The organism is Rhodococcus sp. IEGM 1306, from assembly GCF_036541985.1.
Lineage (GTDB): Bacteria > Actinomycetota > Actinomycetes > Mycobacteriales > Mycobacteriaceae > Rhodococcus_F > Rhodococcus_F qingshengii.
The window spans coordinates 60930-77950 of record NZ_JAZHFF010000009.1 but is presented as its reverse complement, the minus strand read 5'-3'; the positions used below and the strand labels follow the sequence as shown (position 1 = coordinate 77950).

Genomic DNA, 17021 nt, shown 5'->3' with positions numbered 1-17021 from the left:
CCGTCGACACCGTCGACAGTCGCCTTGAGCGAACCGTCCACCAACGTCGCGTTGTCGAGAACCTTCGACAGATCATCAGTCAACACCACCGGATCAAGAGTCGTGTTACCCGTGTTGGAACCGGTCACCGTGTACGTGATCGTCTGACCAGCAGCGACATTGGTACCCGACACAGGATCGGCAGCCTTCGCGACAGTGAACCCCGGAACCTGAACCGGATGCGTCGTGCACAGCTGCGTCGCCGGATCACACACCTCCGGAGGATCAACCGGCGGAGTCGTACCCGGAACAACGAAGTTGAGCACCGTGTTGTCGGCATTCGCCGCAACGCGATCGGCATCAGCCTTGACCGTGACGGTGTACGTCACCGTCTTGCTCTCACCGGCCGCAAGGGATCCCGTCACCGAGAAACCATCGCCGCCGACCATCGCAGCCGTCAACGGAGCATCAGCACTCAAGCTGCCCGCAACCAGATCAGCATCATCGAGCAGACCACGCAGATCATCGAAGTACGCGACCTCACCCGCACCGTTACCGGTGTTCGAGAACGAAAGCGTGTACTTGATGTCCTGACCGGCAACAACATTCGAACCCGACACCGGATCAGAAGACTTCACCACAGCAATCTTCGGAGAGACCACCGGATGCGTCGTGCACAGTTGCGTCGCCGGATCACACACCTCCGGAGGATCAACCGGCGGAGTCGTCCCCGGAACAACGAAGTTGTTCACGAACACCCCACCGACCACATCGGCATTGACCTTCACCGAATACGTCACCGTCTTCGTTTCGCCGGCCGCCAAGGTTCCCGTCACCGAGAAACCATCGCCGCCGACCATCGTCGCAACCAACGGAGCATCAGCAGCCAAACCACTCAATGCACCCTTGTCCACAACCTGACGCAAATCATCGAAGTACGCGACCTCACCCGCACCGTTACCGGTGTTTGAGAACGTAAGCGTGTACTTGATGTCCTGACCGGCAACAACATTCGAACCCGACACCGGATCAGAAGACTTCACCACAGCAATCTTCGGAGACACCACCGGGTGTTCGGTCGTCACCGGCGGAGGAGTGATCTCCGGACCCGTCGGCGGCTTCGCAGTACCGGTGACCTTGTTGTTGATCAACGTGCCACCGGCAACACCGGCATTGACCTTCACCTGATAAGTCAAAACAACAGACTTACCCGGCTCCAGAACACCAGTCCACGAGAGCGCCGTCCCCGAGAGCGTCGGAGCAGCGGCAGCAGCACCGTCGACTGTCGCCTTCAGCGAACCGTCCACCAACGTCGCGTTGTCGAGAACCTTCGACAGATCATCAGTCAACACAACAGGATTGAGCGTCGTCTTACCGGTGTTCGTACCGGTCACCGTATACGTGATCGTCTGACCAGCATTGACGCCGGTACCCGATGCCGGATCCGCAGTCTTCGCGACAGTGAAACCGGGAACCGAGTGATTCGTCTCAACCGGCGGCGGAGTGATGTCCGGACCGGTCGGCGGCTTCGCAGTACCCGTGACCTTGTTGTTCAAGACCGTACCCGCAGCGACACCGTCGTTGACCTTCACCTCGTAGGTCAGGACAACCGACTTGCCGGCTTCGAGAACGCCAGTCCACGACAGCGTCGTACCCGACAAAGTCGGAACAGCCACGGAAGCTCCGTCAATGGTCGCCTTCAGCGAACCAGGAACGACAGCAGCATTATTGAGAACCGCACCCAGATCGTCATTGATCTGTACCGGATCAAGCTTCGTCTTGCCGGTGTTGGTGCCGGTGACGGTGTACTTGATCGACTCGCCGGCCTGAACCGTCGAACCGGAAATCGGATCGGCAGTCTTCGCCAGCGTAAAACCTGGAACCGAGTGATTCGTTTCCACCGGAGGAGGAGTGATGTCCGGACCGGTCGGCGGCTTCGCTGTACCGGTGACTTTGTTGTTCAGAACCGTTCCCGCGACAACGCCGGCATTGACCTTCACCTGGTATGTCAGAACAACAGACTTACCGGCCGGGAGATTCGCGGACCACGACAAAGTGCTGCCCGACAGAGTCGGAGCAGCAACAGGAGCACCGTCGATGGTCGCCTTCAGCGAGCCCGGTACGACAGCAGCATTGTTGAGAACCGCACTCAGATCGTCTTTGATCGTCGCGGGAGTCAGGGCCGTCTTGCCGGTGTTGGCACCGGTGACGGTGTACGTAATGGTGTCGCCGGCCTGAACCGTCGAACCGGAAACCGGATCAGCCGTCTTGGTCAGCGTGAAACCAGGCATGGGATGCGTCGTGCAGAGATTGGTTGCAGGATCACATGTTGTGGGGGGAGTTGTAGTCCCCGGAACCAGATAGTTGTTCAGAACTTTGTTGCCGCCGTCTTTGACAGTGACGGTGTATGTGACTGTCCCCTTGCCGCCGGCCGGCAACGTGCCGCCGACCTTGATCTTGTCGGCGCCGTTCAATGCGGCGGTGAGTCCGCCGGTTGCAGCACCGACCGCAACCGTTCCGTCATCAATGACGTCGGCGAGGTAGTCCGTGTAGTCGATCGTTGCCGGCGCAGTGCCCGGATTCTCGAAATTCAGAGTGTAGGTGATTGATTGGCCGATATTGACAGTCTCACCGGTAGGTGGTGACGACGACTTCTTCACGAGAACCGGGGTGTTCTTGACCTTGCAATACACGTTGTCACCCGGTGTAAGTGCTGCCTGCGCAACGTCACCGACCCTGAGGGCCTGGGTCACGCCGTTTACCTGGCAATCCCACGATGTCGCATAGTTCGCGGTCTTGGTCGCCGAGGTAGTTGGCTTCTCCCAGAACGTGACAGGGGTGGGCGTGGTATCTGCGAGGAGCGTCCGCCAGCCAGTCGATGCCGTCGTATCAGTCGCACCGGTCGTGGTGCTCTTGATCTCGGTTGCTGCAGCGGCGCCTGCATCAGCGTGGTGTCCGGTGCTCATGCCGATAGTGAAATCGTCACCGGGGGTGACGCGCGTGAGGTCCTTGTCGATCTTGACCTTCGACAGCAAAACACCGAACGCCAGACCCTGACGAGAGGTGTCCAGAACAGTATTTCCGAACGTCGCCGCGAAGTTGGTCGGAGCGGTCGATGCCACAACCAAAGTGCCTGGCGAATACTCCTTGTTGTTGACCAGGTTCCACGAATCGCATCGGACGGTGGTGGCGGGCATAGCCGTCAGCCCACCGTCACAAGCCCGAATTCCGGGGTAGCCGGGCGCATCCGCACCAACCGTGCGTGCGATCTGGCGGAGAGGCTTGTCAGAATTGAAGGTCAGGAACTCTTTGTCGGTCGACGTGTTGGCGTCAGTCGACTCGGCGTCAGCAGCGACGAGGCCGTAGTTGTAAATCGGGCCGTTCGGCCCGGTCATCACGATGTTCTTCAGCGACACCGTTCCGCCGGATTGACCATTGTCAGCGGACTTCTGATAGATCGCAGGCTTGATCGTCGACGGCACACCCGTGTACGCAGACGAGCCAAGAGCTGCGTAGTGCAGGGTGGGAAGTTCCCTGGTTTCGATCCCCTGGTGTGTCTTTCCCGCTACCGAGTCGGTGAGGAAGGCCTTGAAGTTGATCTTGTAACCGTCGGTGAGCTGGATTTCCATCGACTGCCCTGCCGCAGAAGCAGCCGTTGCCGCATCGAGCGTCGACATATCGATCCAGCAGATGTTCTGCGAGAACGGACCGGTGCCGGGGGCGCTGAATGCGCAGCCTTTTGCAGGCTGTTCATCCGGAAGAACAGCGGCGCGAGCCGGCGCCTGAGCCTGAACGGGGCCGCCGAGCGTCGCGGCCAGCTGCGCTGACGCAACCACTGCCGTCGCGCCGGAGATACCGAGAATCATCGCGATGGCGGTCCATACCACCGTCCACGCTCGCACCCAGGGCGGGAGCCCTGCGGTGAATATGGCCGACCTTGTCGGCGGTATGTCGTTAGGCATTTCTTACTCCCCAGGATGTGCCTGATCGATGTTCGATGGACGGAGATGCGAGAGCGCTGGCGCGAACTCCCGGTTGATCGGTTGGTTCGGGTCGATGCGCCTGTTTTCGGCTGATCGACCTCACACCGGACGCTGTTGCCGGTCCTGTCATTCGAGCTCCTCTTCGGAAACACCTGCGTGTTGGAAGAGCCGCCCTGAACAGGACCTTGGCCCTCGAAATCCGCGCAAATCGAGAGCAACCTTCCAGTTATCAGGACAAGATAACAGATAACCGGGAGCTTGCCCATCGAAAGTCGGACAAAGCAGACCGATCGACGTTTTTGTTCGTAGATCGGACAAGCTTCGAGGAGCAGTGTTGTCCGAGCGGACAATTCAGCCCTCGGAGTGCGGCACCGCGGCGAACGCGATGACATTCAATGTTTCCGCTGACCAGATCGGGTGACGACCAACCTCGAGGAAGGTACGGAATCTGGACAAATGCCCAATATGGATAAGGCCTGTTGGATGCGCCACAGACCCTCGAACGACGGTCGGAAACCCCGTCTTGCATGGAGTCCGATCACCCGTGCGAGCACGTCGAAATTGATCGAATTGATCCAGACCACACTCAGCGACGGCTGCCGGTAACGAAGCATCCCGAGGCTCCGATAATTGGATTGCGAGGCACCAACTTCGCCCGAAACCGGGCGGCCGCCTTCGATTCAAACCCAACTTCAAGTCCGTTTTGTAGCTTTTCAGGCAGAGCAGTTCTGCTCATTTTCTGCCATAGCTATTTTCTGATCCTGCTCAGCTAGTCGAAAGTTCAGCGACCGTGGCTACCGCCCGGCAGAATTCTCGTAACTGACGAGCAACAACCGGACTAACCAGCCAAGCGTCACAAGAGTGCCAAAAAGGGCCCTTCCACATGCCTCGCGACAAATGCCTCGAGGGCGAAAGGGCCCGAAACGGGCGCCACGGAGCCAACGGCCCCGCCGCAACCTAGCTGCTGCCGAACCCCACACTGTTGGCGTAGCGATCGAAATCGCCCTGGGCTCCGCTGTAGACGTTGATATCTGTGTTTCCGGTGATTCCTGGGATGCGTCCGGTGCTGGTGTACTGCCAGAAAGTCCAGTTGGACCAACCGCCGGGTAGCGGCCCCGGTGCGTTCTGCCCGTTGTAATCGGCGATCCACAGCGGGTAGTGGTTGAACTCGGTGGTGTTGGCCATCTGAGTACGCCAGAAGTTGGGATACGTGTAAATGATGGGCTGCCGCCCGGTAAGTGCCTGGACTGTATTCAAGTAGCGATGAGTCCAGTCGATGACCTGCCCGGCGGGCAGTCCCTTCGCGTCCTCGAGATCCAGAACGGGCGGGAGGTCACCAGGTCCGTTGATACCCAGGACGATCGCCGAATAGAAGGCGGCCTGGGCTTCGGGGGACTGGCGAACGTCTGCGTAGTGGTAGGCCCCGCGCGAGACGCCGGCAGCACGCATGACCAGGCAATCCTGGATGAAGTACGGATTGACGTAGTTGAGCGACTCGGTGGCCTTGACCATCGCGAACTCGTGCCCTGACGCCTTGACCTGGAACCAGTCGATTCCGGTTCCGTCCACGTGTTGCCACGAAGAGACGTCCGGGCCACGGGGAGCGTCGGCAGCGGCGAGGCCAGGTGCCGTGATCGCGATGGCAGCTGCCATCGCGATCGGGGTGAGCTTGCCCAGTGTCCTGACGATCCGTCGCTCGACCATTTCCCGAGACTAAGGTCGACTAGTCCGTTTTGTCCCCTAATTCAGGGAATGTTCACTCAACCGAGCCAATCGAGAACAGCCGCAGCGGTCCACGACTGTTGCATACTGCCCAGCGGCTCACCGGTGAAAGGCTCGTAGTATTCGGCAAAACTGCCATCGCTGGCCTGCCGCAACCCCTCCGAACGCAAGACGTGCGATCTCTCGGCCCACCCCCGACGCGCGAACGCCCACGAGAACAACCACGTGATCACCGGCCACACCGGGCCACGCCAATACTCCCGCGGGCGGAAATCGCCGGAAACCGGAGACGTCGACGGTGGGACAGCAAACCGCATGTCCGGGTGACCACAGAATTTGGGCCCCTCGAAAGTGCGCAACAGAGCGCGCTCGGCATCGCGGCTCAGGCCGCCGCACAGCAACGGCGCAAACATCGCGATGGTCTCGGTATGAACCCATCGCCCGGTGCGAAGATCGAAATCCTTTGCTGCACCTGATCGTTCATCGGTGGTGGCAATCACGCCCTGCCGGAATCGATCTGCCCAACCGCGCAGATCACGGACGTCGGAGTTCGGCCGCGAATGCTCCTCACCGATAGTTGCCAAGACGTCGCATGCCATCGAGAAAACCGCACTGACAAACACGTCCTCGACGGCAAAACTCATGGCAGTGGCGAGTTGAGAATCCTCGTACCGCACGGCCTTCATCTCTTCGAGAAGCCAAAGGTAGCGGTCGTATTCGTTATCCGTGGGCCGCTGAGACAGGTCCGTCACCACAGCGAGATCAGCGCGCTGATACGCAGGAACTTGTCCCGCAACAACATTCGCGTACGCCAGATCCCACCGCGGAGAGTTGTCCATCCCAGATTCCCACCCGTGATAGAGCGCGATACGGCCGTTGCCGTCGAGATCGCGGGCCTCCGCCAACCACCGGTGCCACCGAACCAGATCGCTCCAGCGTCGGTCGAGGAACTCTTCCGCGACCGCACGCGTCGTACGTCCGTGCCGACGCGAATGATCGAGAATCCGCTGCACCGCGATCGCGTGAACGGGGGGTTGGGTGATTCCCGATGTAGCGGTACCCAGAGGAGCATGCGCTGCCAACGCATTGACATCCCACCGCGTCGGGCCGGGGAAGTAGCCGTCGACACCGTTCGCGAACACGATGTGCGGAATCATTCCGTTCTTCCACTGAGCCGAGAGCAAGGTATCGAGCTCTACTACCGCCCGTTCGACGCTGAGCGGCGCCAGACCTACCGCCACGAACGCGGCGTCCCAGCTCCACATGTGGGGATACAGCTTCGGGGCAGCGCTGGTCATCGTGCCCAGGTCGTTTCCGCGCAGCAAGTAGGCAGCTCGGGCGGCGAGCTGAGTCGGGGTGAATCCGCGGTCGGCCATAGATGTCTATTTTGCGACGCGTCGAGCCTTTGCGCTCACCGAGCACGAATCCGGCGCTGCAGCCGCAATAATGAAGGAAGTCCGTCAGGTGATCTCGGAGTGGAGGCCTAGTGCGCGAGAAGATCAAAGCACTGCTGTTCGACGTCCAGGGCACAGCGACCGATTTTCACAGCACACTGTGCCGAGAGGCCCGTCGAATCACCGACGCCGACGTGGACTGGCCAAGATTCGTCAATCTCTGGCGCGCTGAGTACTTCGCGAACACCTCCGAGGCCGACGATTCCACAGGCGAATGGGTGACAGTACATTCGGTGTACCGCGAGGCTCTGCGCAAGCTGTTGGCCCGCGAGAGCATCGAACTTTCCGATGCCGAACAGGAAGAACTCACCACCGCCTGGAAATTCCTGGACCCGTGGCCCGACACTGTCGCCGGCCTGACAACCCTGCGCCAGCAGTACACAATCGCTGCCTTGTCCAACGCCGACGTGAATGCCGCAGTCAGCATCTCCCGGCACGGAAATCTGCCATGGCATGCCGTCTTCACTGCCGAAATGGCCGGCGTCTTCAAACCAGATCCGAAGATCTACCACCTGGCTGCTCGATATCTCGGGTACGACCCGGCCGAGATCATGATGGTTGCCAGTCACAAATATGACATCCGGGCGGCCAAAGCTCTCGGATTCCGCACAGCCTTCATAGCTCGACCACTCGAATTCGGAGCCAGGGGCAATCCCGATGTGTCCTTCTCCGACGAGTTCGACATCAACGCCGAGGACTTTCTCGATCTGGCAGCGCAATTGGTCCACTGATCCCGTGCCTGCGCGTCGTTGCTGGTATTCCTACGTGAAGGAATATCGAAACGGACAGGCGGTTTGGAATTCATGGGCACCAAGGAAGACAGCGCTACCCGCGAACGCATGGCCCTGCGGTACTCGCTCGTGGTCGCAACGGCGTTGGCTGTGCTCGCCGCATTCTGGGGCTGGATCTCGCAGTCCCAGGTGATCCTGCTCGACGGTGTGTACGCCCTCATCGGAATGGTGTTGACGGCGATCTCACTGCGGGTCTCGCGGATAGCCGACTCGGGCCCCACCGCACGCTTCCCGTTCGGAAAGGAGGCATTGATCCCGGTCGTCATCGCTGTCCAGGGCATGGCACTACTGGCGACGCTCGCCTACGCCGCAGTCGAGGCAGTTCGTGTCATCCTCGCGGGCGGAGCCGACGTCACCGCGGGGTCTCTGGTGGCATACGGCGCTGTCAGCGCAGTGGTGTCGATCATCATCTGGCGCTACGTCGGACAAGTCGACCGCACATCTGATCTGCTCGTCGCCGAAGCCAGGCAATGGGGAGCGTCGGCTGCCTTCAGCGCGCTGGTCGCGGTCGGTGCTGTCGTCGCAATGATCCTGGGCCGCACCGATTTTTCCGACGCCGACCGATATGTCGACTCCGTCTTGGTCCTCCTCGGCTGTGCGATGCTGGTCCCGCAACCGTACGCACTTCTGCGAACCGCACTGATCGAACTCCTCGAAGGTGCTCCCGGCGAAAACGTTCAGGCCCGCGTGCACGAAGCCATCGCCGTCGTCCGCGACGAATTCGGTTTGGACGAACCGACTCTCACCATGAGCAAGGTGGGTCGCAAGCTGTATGTCGAAGCGACGTTCATGGTCGCGCCACACAGCTGGGACATCGACGGTGAAGACGCAGTACGACGCTCGTTCGCCACCAGCCTCGCCGATCTCCCCTACGAACCGTGGCTGAACATCGAACTGACTACAGATCCGGCGCTGATGCTCTAGCGACGGAATCTGCTCTCGAACAACAGAATCACGACGGCCGGGCCCACCTCACCTTCTCGAAAATATCCTTGACTCGAAAGTATGTTCGAGTATGATGGGAGGTGGAACGGGGGGTTCTCATGACGATCAACATCACCGACGATGCTGTCACCGACGTGGTCAACAACTCCGCCGTGGGTGTGCGCGGACGATTGTGGCGGCTTCACCCCAGCGACGTCCGCGAGATCGCCATCACCGCGTCAGCGGAAATCCTTCGCCTGGAAGCCATTCGAGTCGCCGCTGTCGACACCCTGACGTTGAACCCGGACGAACAAGTACTCTGCTACCGCGGCACCGGACAATGGCTCGCGAACCACACCATGCTGCAGATCTCCACCGGCAGAAGAATCGCAGCCCTGGGAAAAGCGCTACGCTCATTTCCCGAGATCGAAGACCAATTCGATGCCGGTGACCTCACTTTCGAGCACGCAGCACTGATCGTGGCGTTCTGCGAATCCCCACCCAAGGCAATGCCCGACGCCGCACTACCGTACTGCCGCGACACACTCCTCGCCGCAGCATCGGGAACCGAAGCAACCACCGTCAAACTGCGCTACGCCATCAGCGTCCTCGAGCACATGTTCGAATCCGACGACCCACCACCAAGCGAAGACACCGACCGCAACGAACTGCGCATCTCCCCCACCCTCAACGGAAGAGTCGCCGTCCGAGGCGATTTCGACGGAATGACCGGCGAAATGCTTCTCTCCGCCCTCTCCAACCTCTCCATGCCCACCCCCGCCGAAGACGGCACACCCGACAAACGACCCGCCGCCACACGCAACGCAGACGCCATGGCAGAACTCATCCGACGCTACCTCGACAACGCTGCCACCGGCATCGACGGCGGCCAACGCCCACACCTGAACGTGCACATCAACGCCAAAGACCTGGCCTACCACCGTGAATGCGCCACAACGAGTGATGGCTCAACACCTGTCCCCTCCGAGGACGACGATCCCGGCATGCTCGATCTCGACTTTCACGATCTCGACTTTCACGATCTCGACTTTCACGATCTCGATGTCGGCCACATGCCCTGGATGGGACCACTGAGCGTCGGCCGCACCCGCATGATCGCCTGCGACTGCATGCTCTCCAGCGTCCTCCTCGACGGAAACGGTGCCCCACTCGACGTCACCCCACTCAAAAGGCTTGTCACCGCAGCACAACGCACCGCCCTGATCGCCCGCGACAAAGGCTGCGCCTTCCCCGGCTGCGACTGCGTCCCCGCCTGGACCGACGCCCACCACATCCAACACTGGGCCAAAGGAGGACCAACCGTCATGGACAACCTGGTCCTGCTCTGCCGAACCCACCACACCCTGATGCACCGAAAACCCGGATTCACCGGACAATGGGAAATCCGAATGGGCACCGATCACCTGCCCTGGTTCATCCCACCACCAGGCATCGACCCCGACCGGAAACCCCGCCGCTCCACCACGCGGATCTGAACCCGGAGGTCACCGAGCACACGCCTCGGTGACCCATTCCGGCATGCTCTCAATTGCCTGCCCACTCCAAAAGATCTTCGGCGGTCCAGGTATTGATCACCCGATCGGCTTCGACACCGCACTTTTCGGCCCGGTCACAGCCGTAGCCCTGCCAAGCCAGCTGACCGGGGGCATGGGCGTCAGTGTCGATGGAGAAAAGACAATCGAGATCGCGGGCCAACTCGATCAAACGCGAAGGCGGGTCACGACGCTCCGGTCGGGAATTGATCTCAACGGCTGTGCCTGATTCGCGGCAGGCCTCGAACACTTTCTCCGCGTCGAACTGCGACTCGGGCCGGGTTCCGCGAGCACCCTCGACAAGACGCCCGGTGCAGTGTCCGAGAATATCGACACGCGGGTTTCTCACTGCAGCAAGCATTCTGCGGGTCATCGCCTCACGTTCGGACCGCAGCTTGGAGTGGACACTCGCCACCACGATGTCGAGTTCGTCGAGCAGATCGGGATCCTGGTCGAGTGAACCGTCCTCGAGGATGTCCACCTCGATTCCCGTGAGGATGCGGAAGGGAGCCAGTTCGGCATTCAACCCGGCTATCACGTCGAGTTGAGACCGTAGGCGCTCCGCGGACAGCCCGTTGGCAACTGTGAGGCGAGGCGAATGGTCGGTGAGGGCGCAGTAGTCATGGCCGAGTGCTGCTGCGCGTCGCATCATTTCTTCGATGGGGCTTCCACCATCGGACCAGTCGGAGTGGGTGTGGAGGTCGCCGCGGAGGGCTTGGCGCAATGGGCTGTCGCCGATGGGCTCAGCCTGCCCCCGCAGTTCCTCGAGATACTCGGGGATGCCGTCGTACGACTGAGCGATAATCGTGGCAGTCTTCGGCCCGATGCCGGTGAGGGCCTTCCAACTGTCGGCTTTCCGGCGAGACTCCTTCTGCTCGTCGGACAATCCTGAAAAGACCTCCGCAGCTCGGCGATAGGCCTTGACGCGGTGCGTTTCAGCGCGTGATCGTTCGAGCCAGTAGGCGATCTCCCGAAGCGCTTCATCCGGTTCCATGAGACCACTGTTCCGTCAGCAGCGGCTCGCGGCAACCCTTGATCCCCTTACGCTGTGAATATGGACGACCCGAGAGCACGATTTGAAGCCGCGCGGGTGGCTCACCTGGCAACGGCAGATGCGGCCGGCGTTCCGCACATCGTGCCGCTGGTATTCGTCTTGGTCGGCGGCACCGTCTATTCCTGTGTCGACCACAAACCGAAAACCACGACCGCTCTTCGCAGGCTCCGGAACATCACCGAGACGGGGCGCGCAAGCCTGCTGGTCGATCATTACGACGACGACTGGTCCGCGCTCTGGTGGGTCCGCGTCGACGGACATGCGGAGGTTCTCGACCCCGGCACCAAGGAGTCCGAGAGCGCGATCGATGCTTTGGCCGCAAAGTATCCGCAGTACGTAGATCACCGACCGCACGGACAGGTCATAGCTGTCCGCGATGTGGAGTGGTCGTCGTGGTCCGCAGCAGCCTAAGGTTCTGTCCTAGTGTTCAAGGAGCGAAAGTGATTGCAACACTCTCAATTCGGACAAATTGGCGGGGGATCGATGAAACGACGGCAGTTACTTCAGCGCGCAGCCACAGGTCTGGCGCTGGTAGCGGGACCTCAGGTGATCGACATGGGTAGCAGTTCCGGAAGCAGTCAAGACGCAACAAGCCCGTTGAACGAACAGTTGTCGGTTGTTTCGCTCTCACACGTGAACGACCCGGCGACGACACCGGTTTTTCCAGGCGACCCCGAGTTCACTCTCGACACAGCGGCCACCATCGCAAACGACGGCTACTACCTCCAGTACGTCAAGGAAGGTGAGCACACGGGCACGCATTGGGGCGCACCCGCACACTTCCAGGAAGCCGGCCTCACAGCCGACCAACTCGATCCGGCGGACCTCTTCCTCCCCGCAGTGAAGATCGACATCCGGGACAAGGCTGCCGCCGATTCGGACTATGCGCTCACGGTCGCGGACCTGCAGGAATGGGAAACGCGCAACGGCAAGATCCCCGATGGAGCGGCCGTAGTTCTCTGGACCGGGTGGGAATCGCGCTGGGGTAGCGAAGAATATGCCAACTCCGATGCCGAGGGCGTCACCCACCAGCCCGGCTTCTCGGTGGACGCGGCGCGGTGGCTGATAGACACCGGCCGTTTGGGCACCCGCGGAGCATTGGGAACCGACACGTTCGGTCCCGACCTCGGAAACGACGAAACCTACCCCGTCTCGACAATCCTGTACGACAAGCATCGAATCAGCCTGGAGAACTTGAACAATCTTGCCGCCCTGCCAACCACCGGGGCTAGCATCCTTGTCGGTGGTGCGATCAACAAGGCCGGATCGGGTTCACCGGCAACGATTTTCGCACTACTACGGCGATAACCATTTGCGACGGTCGCCGTAGACAACGACCGCTCCCTTCCCACTTCTCTTCGCCTCGTACATCGCCGCATCGGCCTGGCGAAGAAGAGTGTGCGCGCTGAGCGGTTCGTCCCCGAACTCGAACTGCGCGGACTCGAAATGCGCGACACCAACGCTCGCACCCACCGACACCGATGTGTCTGCAGTCTGATCGGACCTGAGCGCGTCGACGATCCGGCGAGCCACGACGACGGCGTCGTCGATCGTGCCCTGCAGGAGCACTGTGAACTCGTCGCCACCGAATCGAGCGACAAACGCACCCTCGGGAACCGCTTCGCGCAGACGTGCTGTGAGAGCAACCAGTAACCGGTCGCCGGCCGGGTGCCCGTATCGATCGTTGATCTGTTTGAAGTCGTCCAGATCGACAAGCATCAGCACCCAATCGGAGTTCGTCTGGCGATAGTTTTCGATGGCGCTCGCAAAGTGTTCGTCGAACGCGGCCCGGTTTGCAAGCTCGGTGAGTGGGTCGTGATGTGCTCGGTACCTCAGCTCGTCCTGGGCAGCGGAGATCTGTTGGAGGAGCGCGTCGTTCTCGAGGAGCGTGAGTATTTGGCGCACCAGCGCGAGAACCAACACGCCGACGCCGAGTATCACGACCACGGCATCGAGGTTGCCGACGATCAGCGCCTGAACAGTCACGATCGTCGCGATCACCGCGATCAACAGATACGGCAGCAGCAACTGAGTCCGATCGCTTCGCCACTGCTGCGGCGCGTTGCGGTTCCGAGGCTCGGTTCGCTTCGTCAGCGCCGCCAAGGCGATCAACGGCGGCCCCGCGATGAACCCGGCATCGGCGATGGTCGGCATACTCTCGGCGCCGATCGCCACCAAGTACGCGTAAAGACTGTCCGAAAGGGAGAGCATCACCAACCCGCACCCGAGGAACGTCAGCGGTTCGCGGATCTCGGCAACGGCCTTCGGTCCGATGACCATCAGCAAGACCATGGCGATCAGAACGAAGTCGGTGATCGGATACATCACCGCGACAAGAAACCCGAGAGATCCCGTCGGACCGGTATGAACGACGGCGCCCAGGGCCGTCGTCCACGTGAGGATGAACAATCCACCGACAACGACAAGACCGTCGAGCGTCAGCACGAGCCAGAGATGGATCGGACCGATCGCCTCACGCCGGGGCGACTGACGCACCAACGACAGAAGCGCCGGCACGGCGAACACCGGGAACATGAAGAAACCGATATCCGCGATCGACGGCGACGGAAGTGGAACGTGGAGAACCGAGCGGTAGAACGCCCAGAAGAACATCCCGAGAGTCCAGCCGGCCATACCCAGAGCCATCAGAGTTCGCCAACGACGCTCGACGCCGTGATAGCGCCGCGATGTCCACCAACAGACCGCAGTTGCGGTGGCTCCGCCGACGAGCTGGGCGATATCGTCCACCAGAACCGAAGTTCGTGGGCTGAGCAGCCCGGATCCGGCGAGAGCGATGACCGCGACAACGACGCCGAGAACCAGCCACGTGCGTCGCGCTCGGAACTGCGTCATCGAAGAACCCATCGGTGTTCAAGGCGTCACCACCGATCGTCTTGCAGCCGGCATCGTTGCGGCCGGAATGTTCGTGGTGACGAATGCCCGTACGAACCTACCCGATTTGGTAGCGGATTGTTAACTGGACGAACGATCAGGAAGGCTCGTACGCCGCGGCGCTGTACTCCGCTCGGGTCCTACGCCGCTGCGAAGTCCATTTCGCGATCACCCCTTGCGACGGGCTGAACAGGTACACCAGAGCGAACACGATGCCCTGCGTCATGACGACCATGCCACCGGAAGCCGTGTCGAGGTAGTAGCTGACGTAGATACCGGTAATCGCGCAGACTGCGGAAACGACGGGAGCTATCACCAGCATCCGTGAAAACTTGTCGGTGAGGAGGTAGGCCGTCGCGCCGGGGATGATCAGCATCGCCACCACCAGCACGACGCCGACGGCTTGCAACGCCACAACAGACGTGAGTGCGAGGACGCCGAGTAGCAGCGCACCCAGGCGCTTGGGCGAAAGACCTATCGCGTTCGCATGGATCGGGTCGAAGGCGAACAACGTCAGATCACGACGCTTGATCAACAGAATGCTCAACGCCAACGCGCCAAGTATCGCGACCTGCAGAAGATCGGACGAGCTCACCCCCAGCAGGTTGCCGAAAATGATGTGGTTGAGATCGGTCTGGCTGGGGGTCACCGAGATGAGAACCAAACCGAACGCAAAGAGAGTCGTGAAGACGATACCGATCGCGGCGTCTTCCTTGACGCGGCTGGTGTTACGGATCAGTCCGATCAGGGCTACGGCGATCAACCCGAAGATCAAGGCCCCGATGGCAAATGGTGCGCCGACGACGTAAGCGAGGACAACACCCGGCAGCACGGCGTGCGAGACGGCGTCGCCCATCAACGACCACCCGATGAGCACCAACCAACAACTGAGCACCGCGCAGACAACCGCTGCCACAACCGCAACGGCCAACGCTCGCACCATGAATCCGTACTGGAGAGGATCAAGTAGCAGTTCTACGAGGTTCATCGATCAGGTCCTGTCCATCACGTCGAGACCGAAAGCCAGGGCGAGGTTTTCCGGTTGCAGCACGGTGTCCGGGTCGGAATGCACCAGGACCTTGCGCATGAGCAGTACCGCCTCGTCGCAGAGTTTCGGCACAGCGTGGAGATCGTGGGTCGAGACCAAGATCGACCGGCCGTCGGAAGCCAACTCTCGTAGCAGCGTAGAAATCGTTGCCTCGGAACGCTTGTCGACGCCCGCAAACGGCTCGTCCAGCAACAGTATCGACGCGTCCTGAGCGATGCCGCGTGCGACGAACGCGCGCTTCTTCTGACCACCCGAGAGCTGACCGATCTGACGATCCGCAAATTCGGTGAGTTCCACCCGCTCGAGGGCCTCTGCCACCGCCTCGCGATCTGCACGCCGCGGACGTCGCAAGAATCCGAGGTGGCCGTATCTGCCCATCATCACGACGTCACGGACGCTGATCGGGAAGGTCCAGTCGACGTCTTCACTCTGCGGCACGTATCCGACGCGGCCGCTCTTGCGCGCAGTGGCTGCGTCGAGACCGGCGATTCTGACAGAACCGTTGTCCGGCTTGATCATCCCCATGATCACTTTGAACAGAGTCGACTTTCCTGAACCGTTCATGCCGATCAGTCCGCAGACGCTACCCGAGTTCAACGTCAGATCGACGTGGTCCAGTGCGTGGACCTCGCCGTAGTGAACGCTGACGTTTTCGACGCGAATGGCTTCGTTCATGATTTACCGCCGGTCAGACCGCCGAGGATGACGTCGGTGTCGTGGCGAATCATGTCCAGATAGGTGGGCACGGGACCGTCGGCTTCGGACAGCGAATCGACGTACAGCGTTCCGCCGAACTTCGCGCCGGTCGCCCCGACAACCTGCTGCATGGGGGCATCCGAGACCGTCGACTCGCAGAAGACGGCGGGAACGGAATTGGCTCGGACGAAGTCGATCGCGGCGATGATCTGCTGCGGCGTCGCCTGCTGCTCGGCATTGACCGGCCAGATGTACGCCTCGCTGAGTCCCGCGTCCCTGGCCAGATAGGAGAACGCACCCTCGCAACTGACGAGTGCACGCTGACCTGCGGGCAATGCCGCCAGCCCACTGACCAGGCCGTCCTGAACTGCTTGCAGTTCCGCCTTGTACTTCGCGCCGTTCTCCGCAAATGCCGAGGCGTTGTCCGGGTCGAGGTCGCTGAAAGCAGTCACCATGTTGTCGACGTAGATCTGCGTATTCAACGGAGACATCCATGCATGCGGATTGGGCTTGCCCGCATACGCGTCGCCGGCGATCGGAATGCCTTCGACGCCGTCGCTGACCACGACGTGTGGCACGTCCAGTCCGTTGACGAATTTCGCGAACCACGCCTCGAGGTTCATGCCGTTGTCGAGGATCAGATCGGCTTCGCTCGCCCGCCGAATGTCTCCGGGCGTCGGCTCGTAGCCGTGAATTTCGGCCCCCGCCTTGGTGATCGACTCGACGCGAAGATGATCGCCGGCAACGTTCTGGGCGATGTCCGACAGCACGGTGAACGTGGTGAGCACCACCGGGCGGTCGTCGTCGGAGCCAGAACTCACCGCAGAACAGCTGGACAGAAGCAGGGCGGCGAGGGCGGCAATTCCCAGGCGGCGGAAGTTCTTCGCGTCGCGTGTCGTCATGGTCGAACTCTAATATGTGGGTA

At 61.0% G+C, this 17021-nt stretch carries 13 protein-coding genes; 5 read left to right on the top strand and 8 right to left on the bottom strand.

What is annotated here, in order from left to right:
• From V3587_RS23605 to ggh, 3 genes are all read right to left on the bottom strand, one after another.
• Positions 1–3941 (bottom strand): DUF7927 domain-containing protein (locus tag V3587_RS23605; RefSeq protein ID WP_317829766.1); only part of this gene is annotated, 3941 nt, incomplete at its 3' end.
• A 978-nt stretch (positions 3942–4919) separates the two neighbouring features.
• On the bottom strand, positions 4920–5615 hold the full coding sequence (locus V3587_RS23600; protein WP_370334015.1) for a glycoside hydrolase family 25 protein: 696 nt from the start codon (positions 5613–5615) through the stop codon (positions 4920–4922).
• A gap of 107 nt (positions 5616–5722) precedes the next feature.
• Positions 5723–7060 carry a glucosylglycerate hydrolase gene (gene ggh / locus V3587_RS23595; protein ID WP_042449890.1) on the bottom strand — a complete coding sequence of 446 codons (1338 nt, stop codon included), beginning with the start codon at positions 7058–7060 and terminating at the stop codon, positions 5723–5725.
• 110 nt (positions 7061–7170) lie between these two features.
• On the opposite strand from ggh, the gene V3587_RS23590 reads away from it, so the two are divergent.
• From V3587_RS23590 to V3587_RS23580, 3 genes are all read left to right on the top strand, one after another.
• Entirely contained in the window at positions 7171–7869 is a 699-nt protein-coding gene (locus V3587_RS23590; protein WP_007735269.1) for a haloacid dehalogenase type II, read from the top strand.
• Positions 7870–7941: 72 nt separating this feature from the next.
• Entirely contained in the window at positions 7942–8853 is a 912-nt protein-coding gene (locus tag V3587_RS23585; RefSeq protein ID WP_042449892.1) for a cation transporter, read from the top strand.
• Between the two features lie 119 nt (positions 8854–8972).
• A complete protein-coding gene (locus tag V3587_RS23580) occupies positions 8973–10349 on the top strand; it encodes an HNH endonuclease signature motif containing protein (protein WP_317829765.1) in 1377 nt (458 codons plus the stop codon).
• Between the two features lie 49 nt (positions 10350–10398).
• On the opposite strand, the gene V3587_RS23575 is transcribed toward V3587_RS23580, so the two are convergent.
• Complete coding sequence (locus V3587_RS23575; protein ID WP_003942580.1) at positions 10399–11400, bottom strand: PHP domain-containing protein; 1002 nt, start codon at positions 11398–11400, stop codon at positions 10399–10401.
• 60 nt (positions 11401–11460) lie between these two features.
• Here V3587_RS23575 and V3587_RS23570 point away from each other — a divergent pair, with 60 nt between their 5' ends.
• Together V3587_RS23570 and V3587_RS23565 are read left to right on the top strand one after the other, a co-directional pair.
• Entirely contained in the window at positions 11461–11871 is a 411-nt protein-coding gene (locus V3587_RS23570) for a TIGR03668 family PPOX class F420-dependent oxidoreductase (RefSeq protein ID WP_030537452.1), read from the top strand.
• A 144-nt stretch (positions 11872–12015) separates the two neighbouring features.
• On the top strand, positions 12016–12768 hold the full coding sequence (locus V3587_RS23565) for a cyclase family protein (protein WP_283377602.1): 753 nt from the start codon (positions 12016–12018) through the stop codon (positions 12766–12768).
• On the opposite strand, the gene V3587_RS23560 is transcribed toward V3587_RS23565, so the two are convergent.
• The 4 genes from V3587_RS23560 to V3587_RS23545 all read right to left on the bottom strand — a co-directional run bounded on the left by V3587_RS23560 (position 12757) and on the right by V3587_RS23545 (position 16998).
• On the bottom strand, positions 12757–14313 hold the full coding sequence (locus V3587_RS23560) for a GGDEF domain-containing protein (RefSeq protein ID WP_007729043.1): 1557 nt from the start codon (positions 14311–14313) through the stop codon (positions 12757–12759). The two genes, V3587_RS23565 and V3587_RS23560, sit on opposite strands and share 12 nt — an antisense overlap.
• Before the next feature lie 136 nt (positions 14314–14449).
• Positions 14450–15340 carry a metal ABC transporter permease gene (locus V3587_RS23555; protein WP_064113147.1) on the bottom strand — a complete coding sequence of 297 codons (891 nt, stop codon included), beginning with the start codon at positions 15338–15340 and terminating at the stop codon, positions 14450–14452.
• Positions 15341–15343: 3 nt separating this feature from the next.
• Positions 15344–16075: a metal ABC transporter ATP-binding protein gene (locus V3587_RS23550; RefSeq protein WP_003942501.1), complete on the bottom strand. Its 732-nt coding sequence runs from the start codon at positions 16073–16075 to the stop codon at positions 15344–15346.
• A complete protein-coding gene (locus V3587_RS23545) occupies positions 16072–16998 on the bottom strand; it encodes a metal ABC transporter substrate-binding protein (protein WP_047272640.1) in 927 nt (308 codons plus the stop codon). Before V3587_RS23545 ends, V3587_RS23550 begins: the two co-directional genes overlap by 4 nt.
• Positions 16999–17021 lie beyond the last annotated feature (23 nt).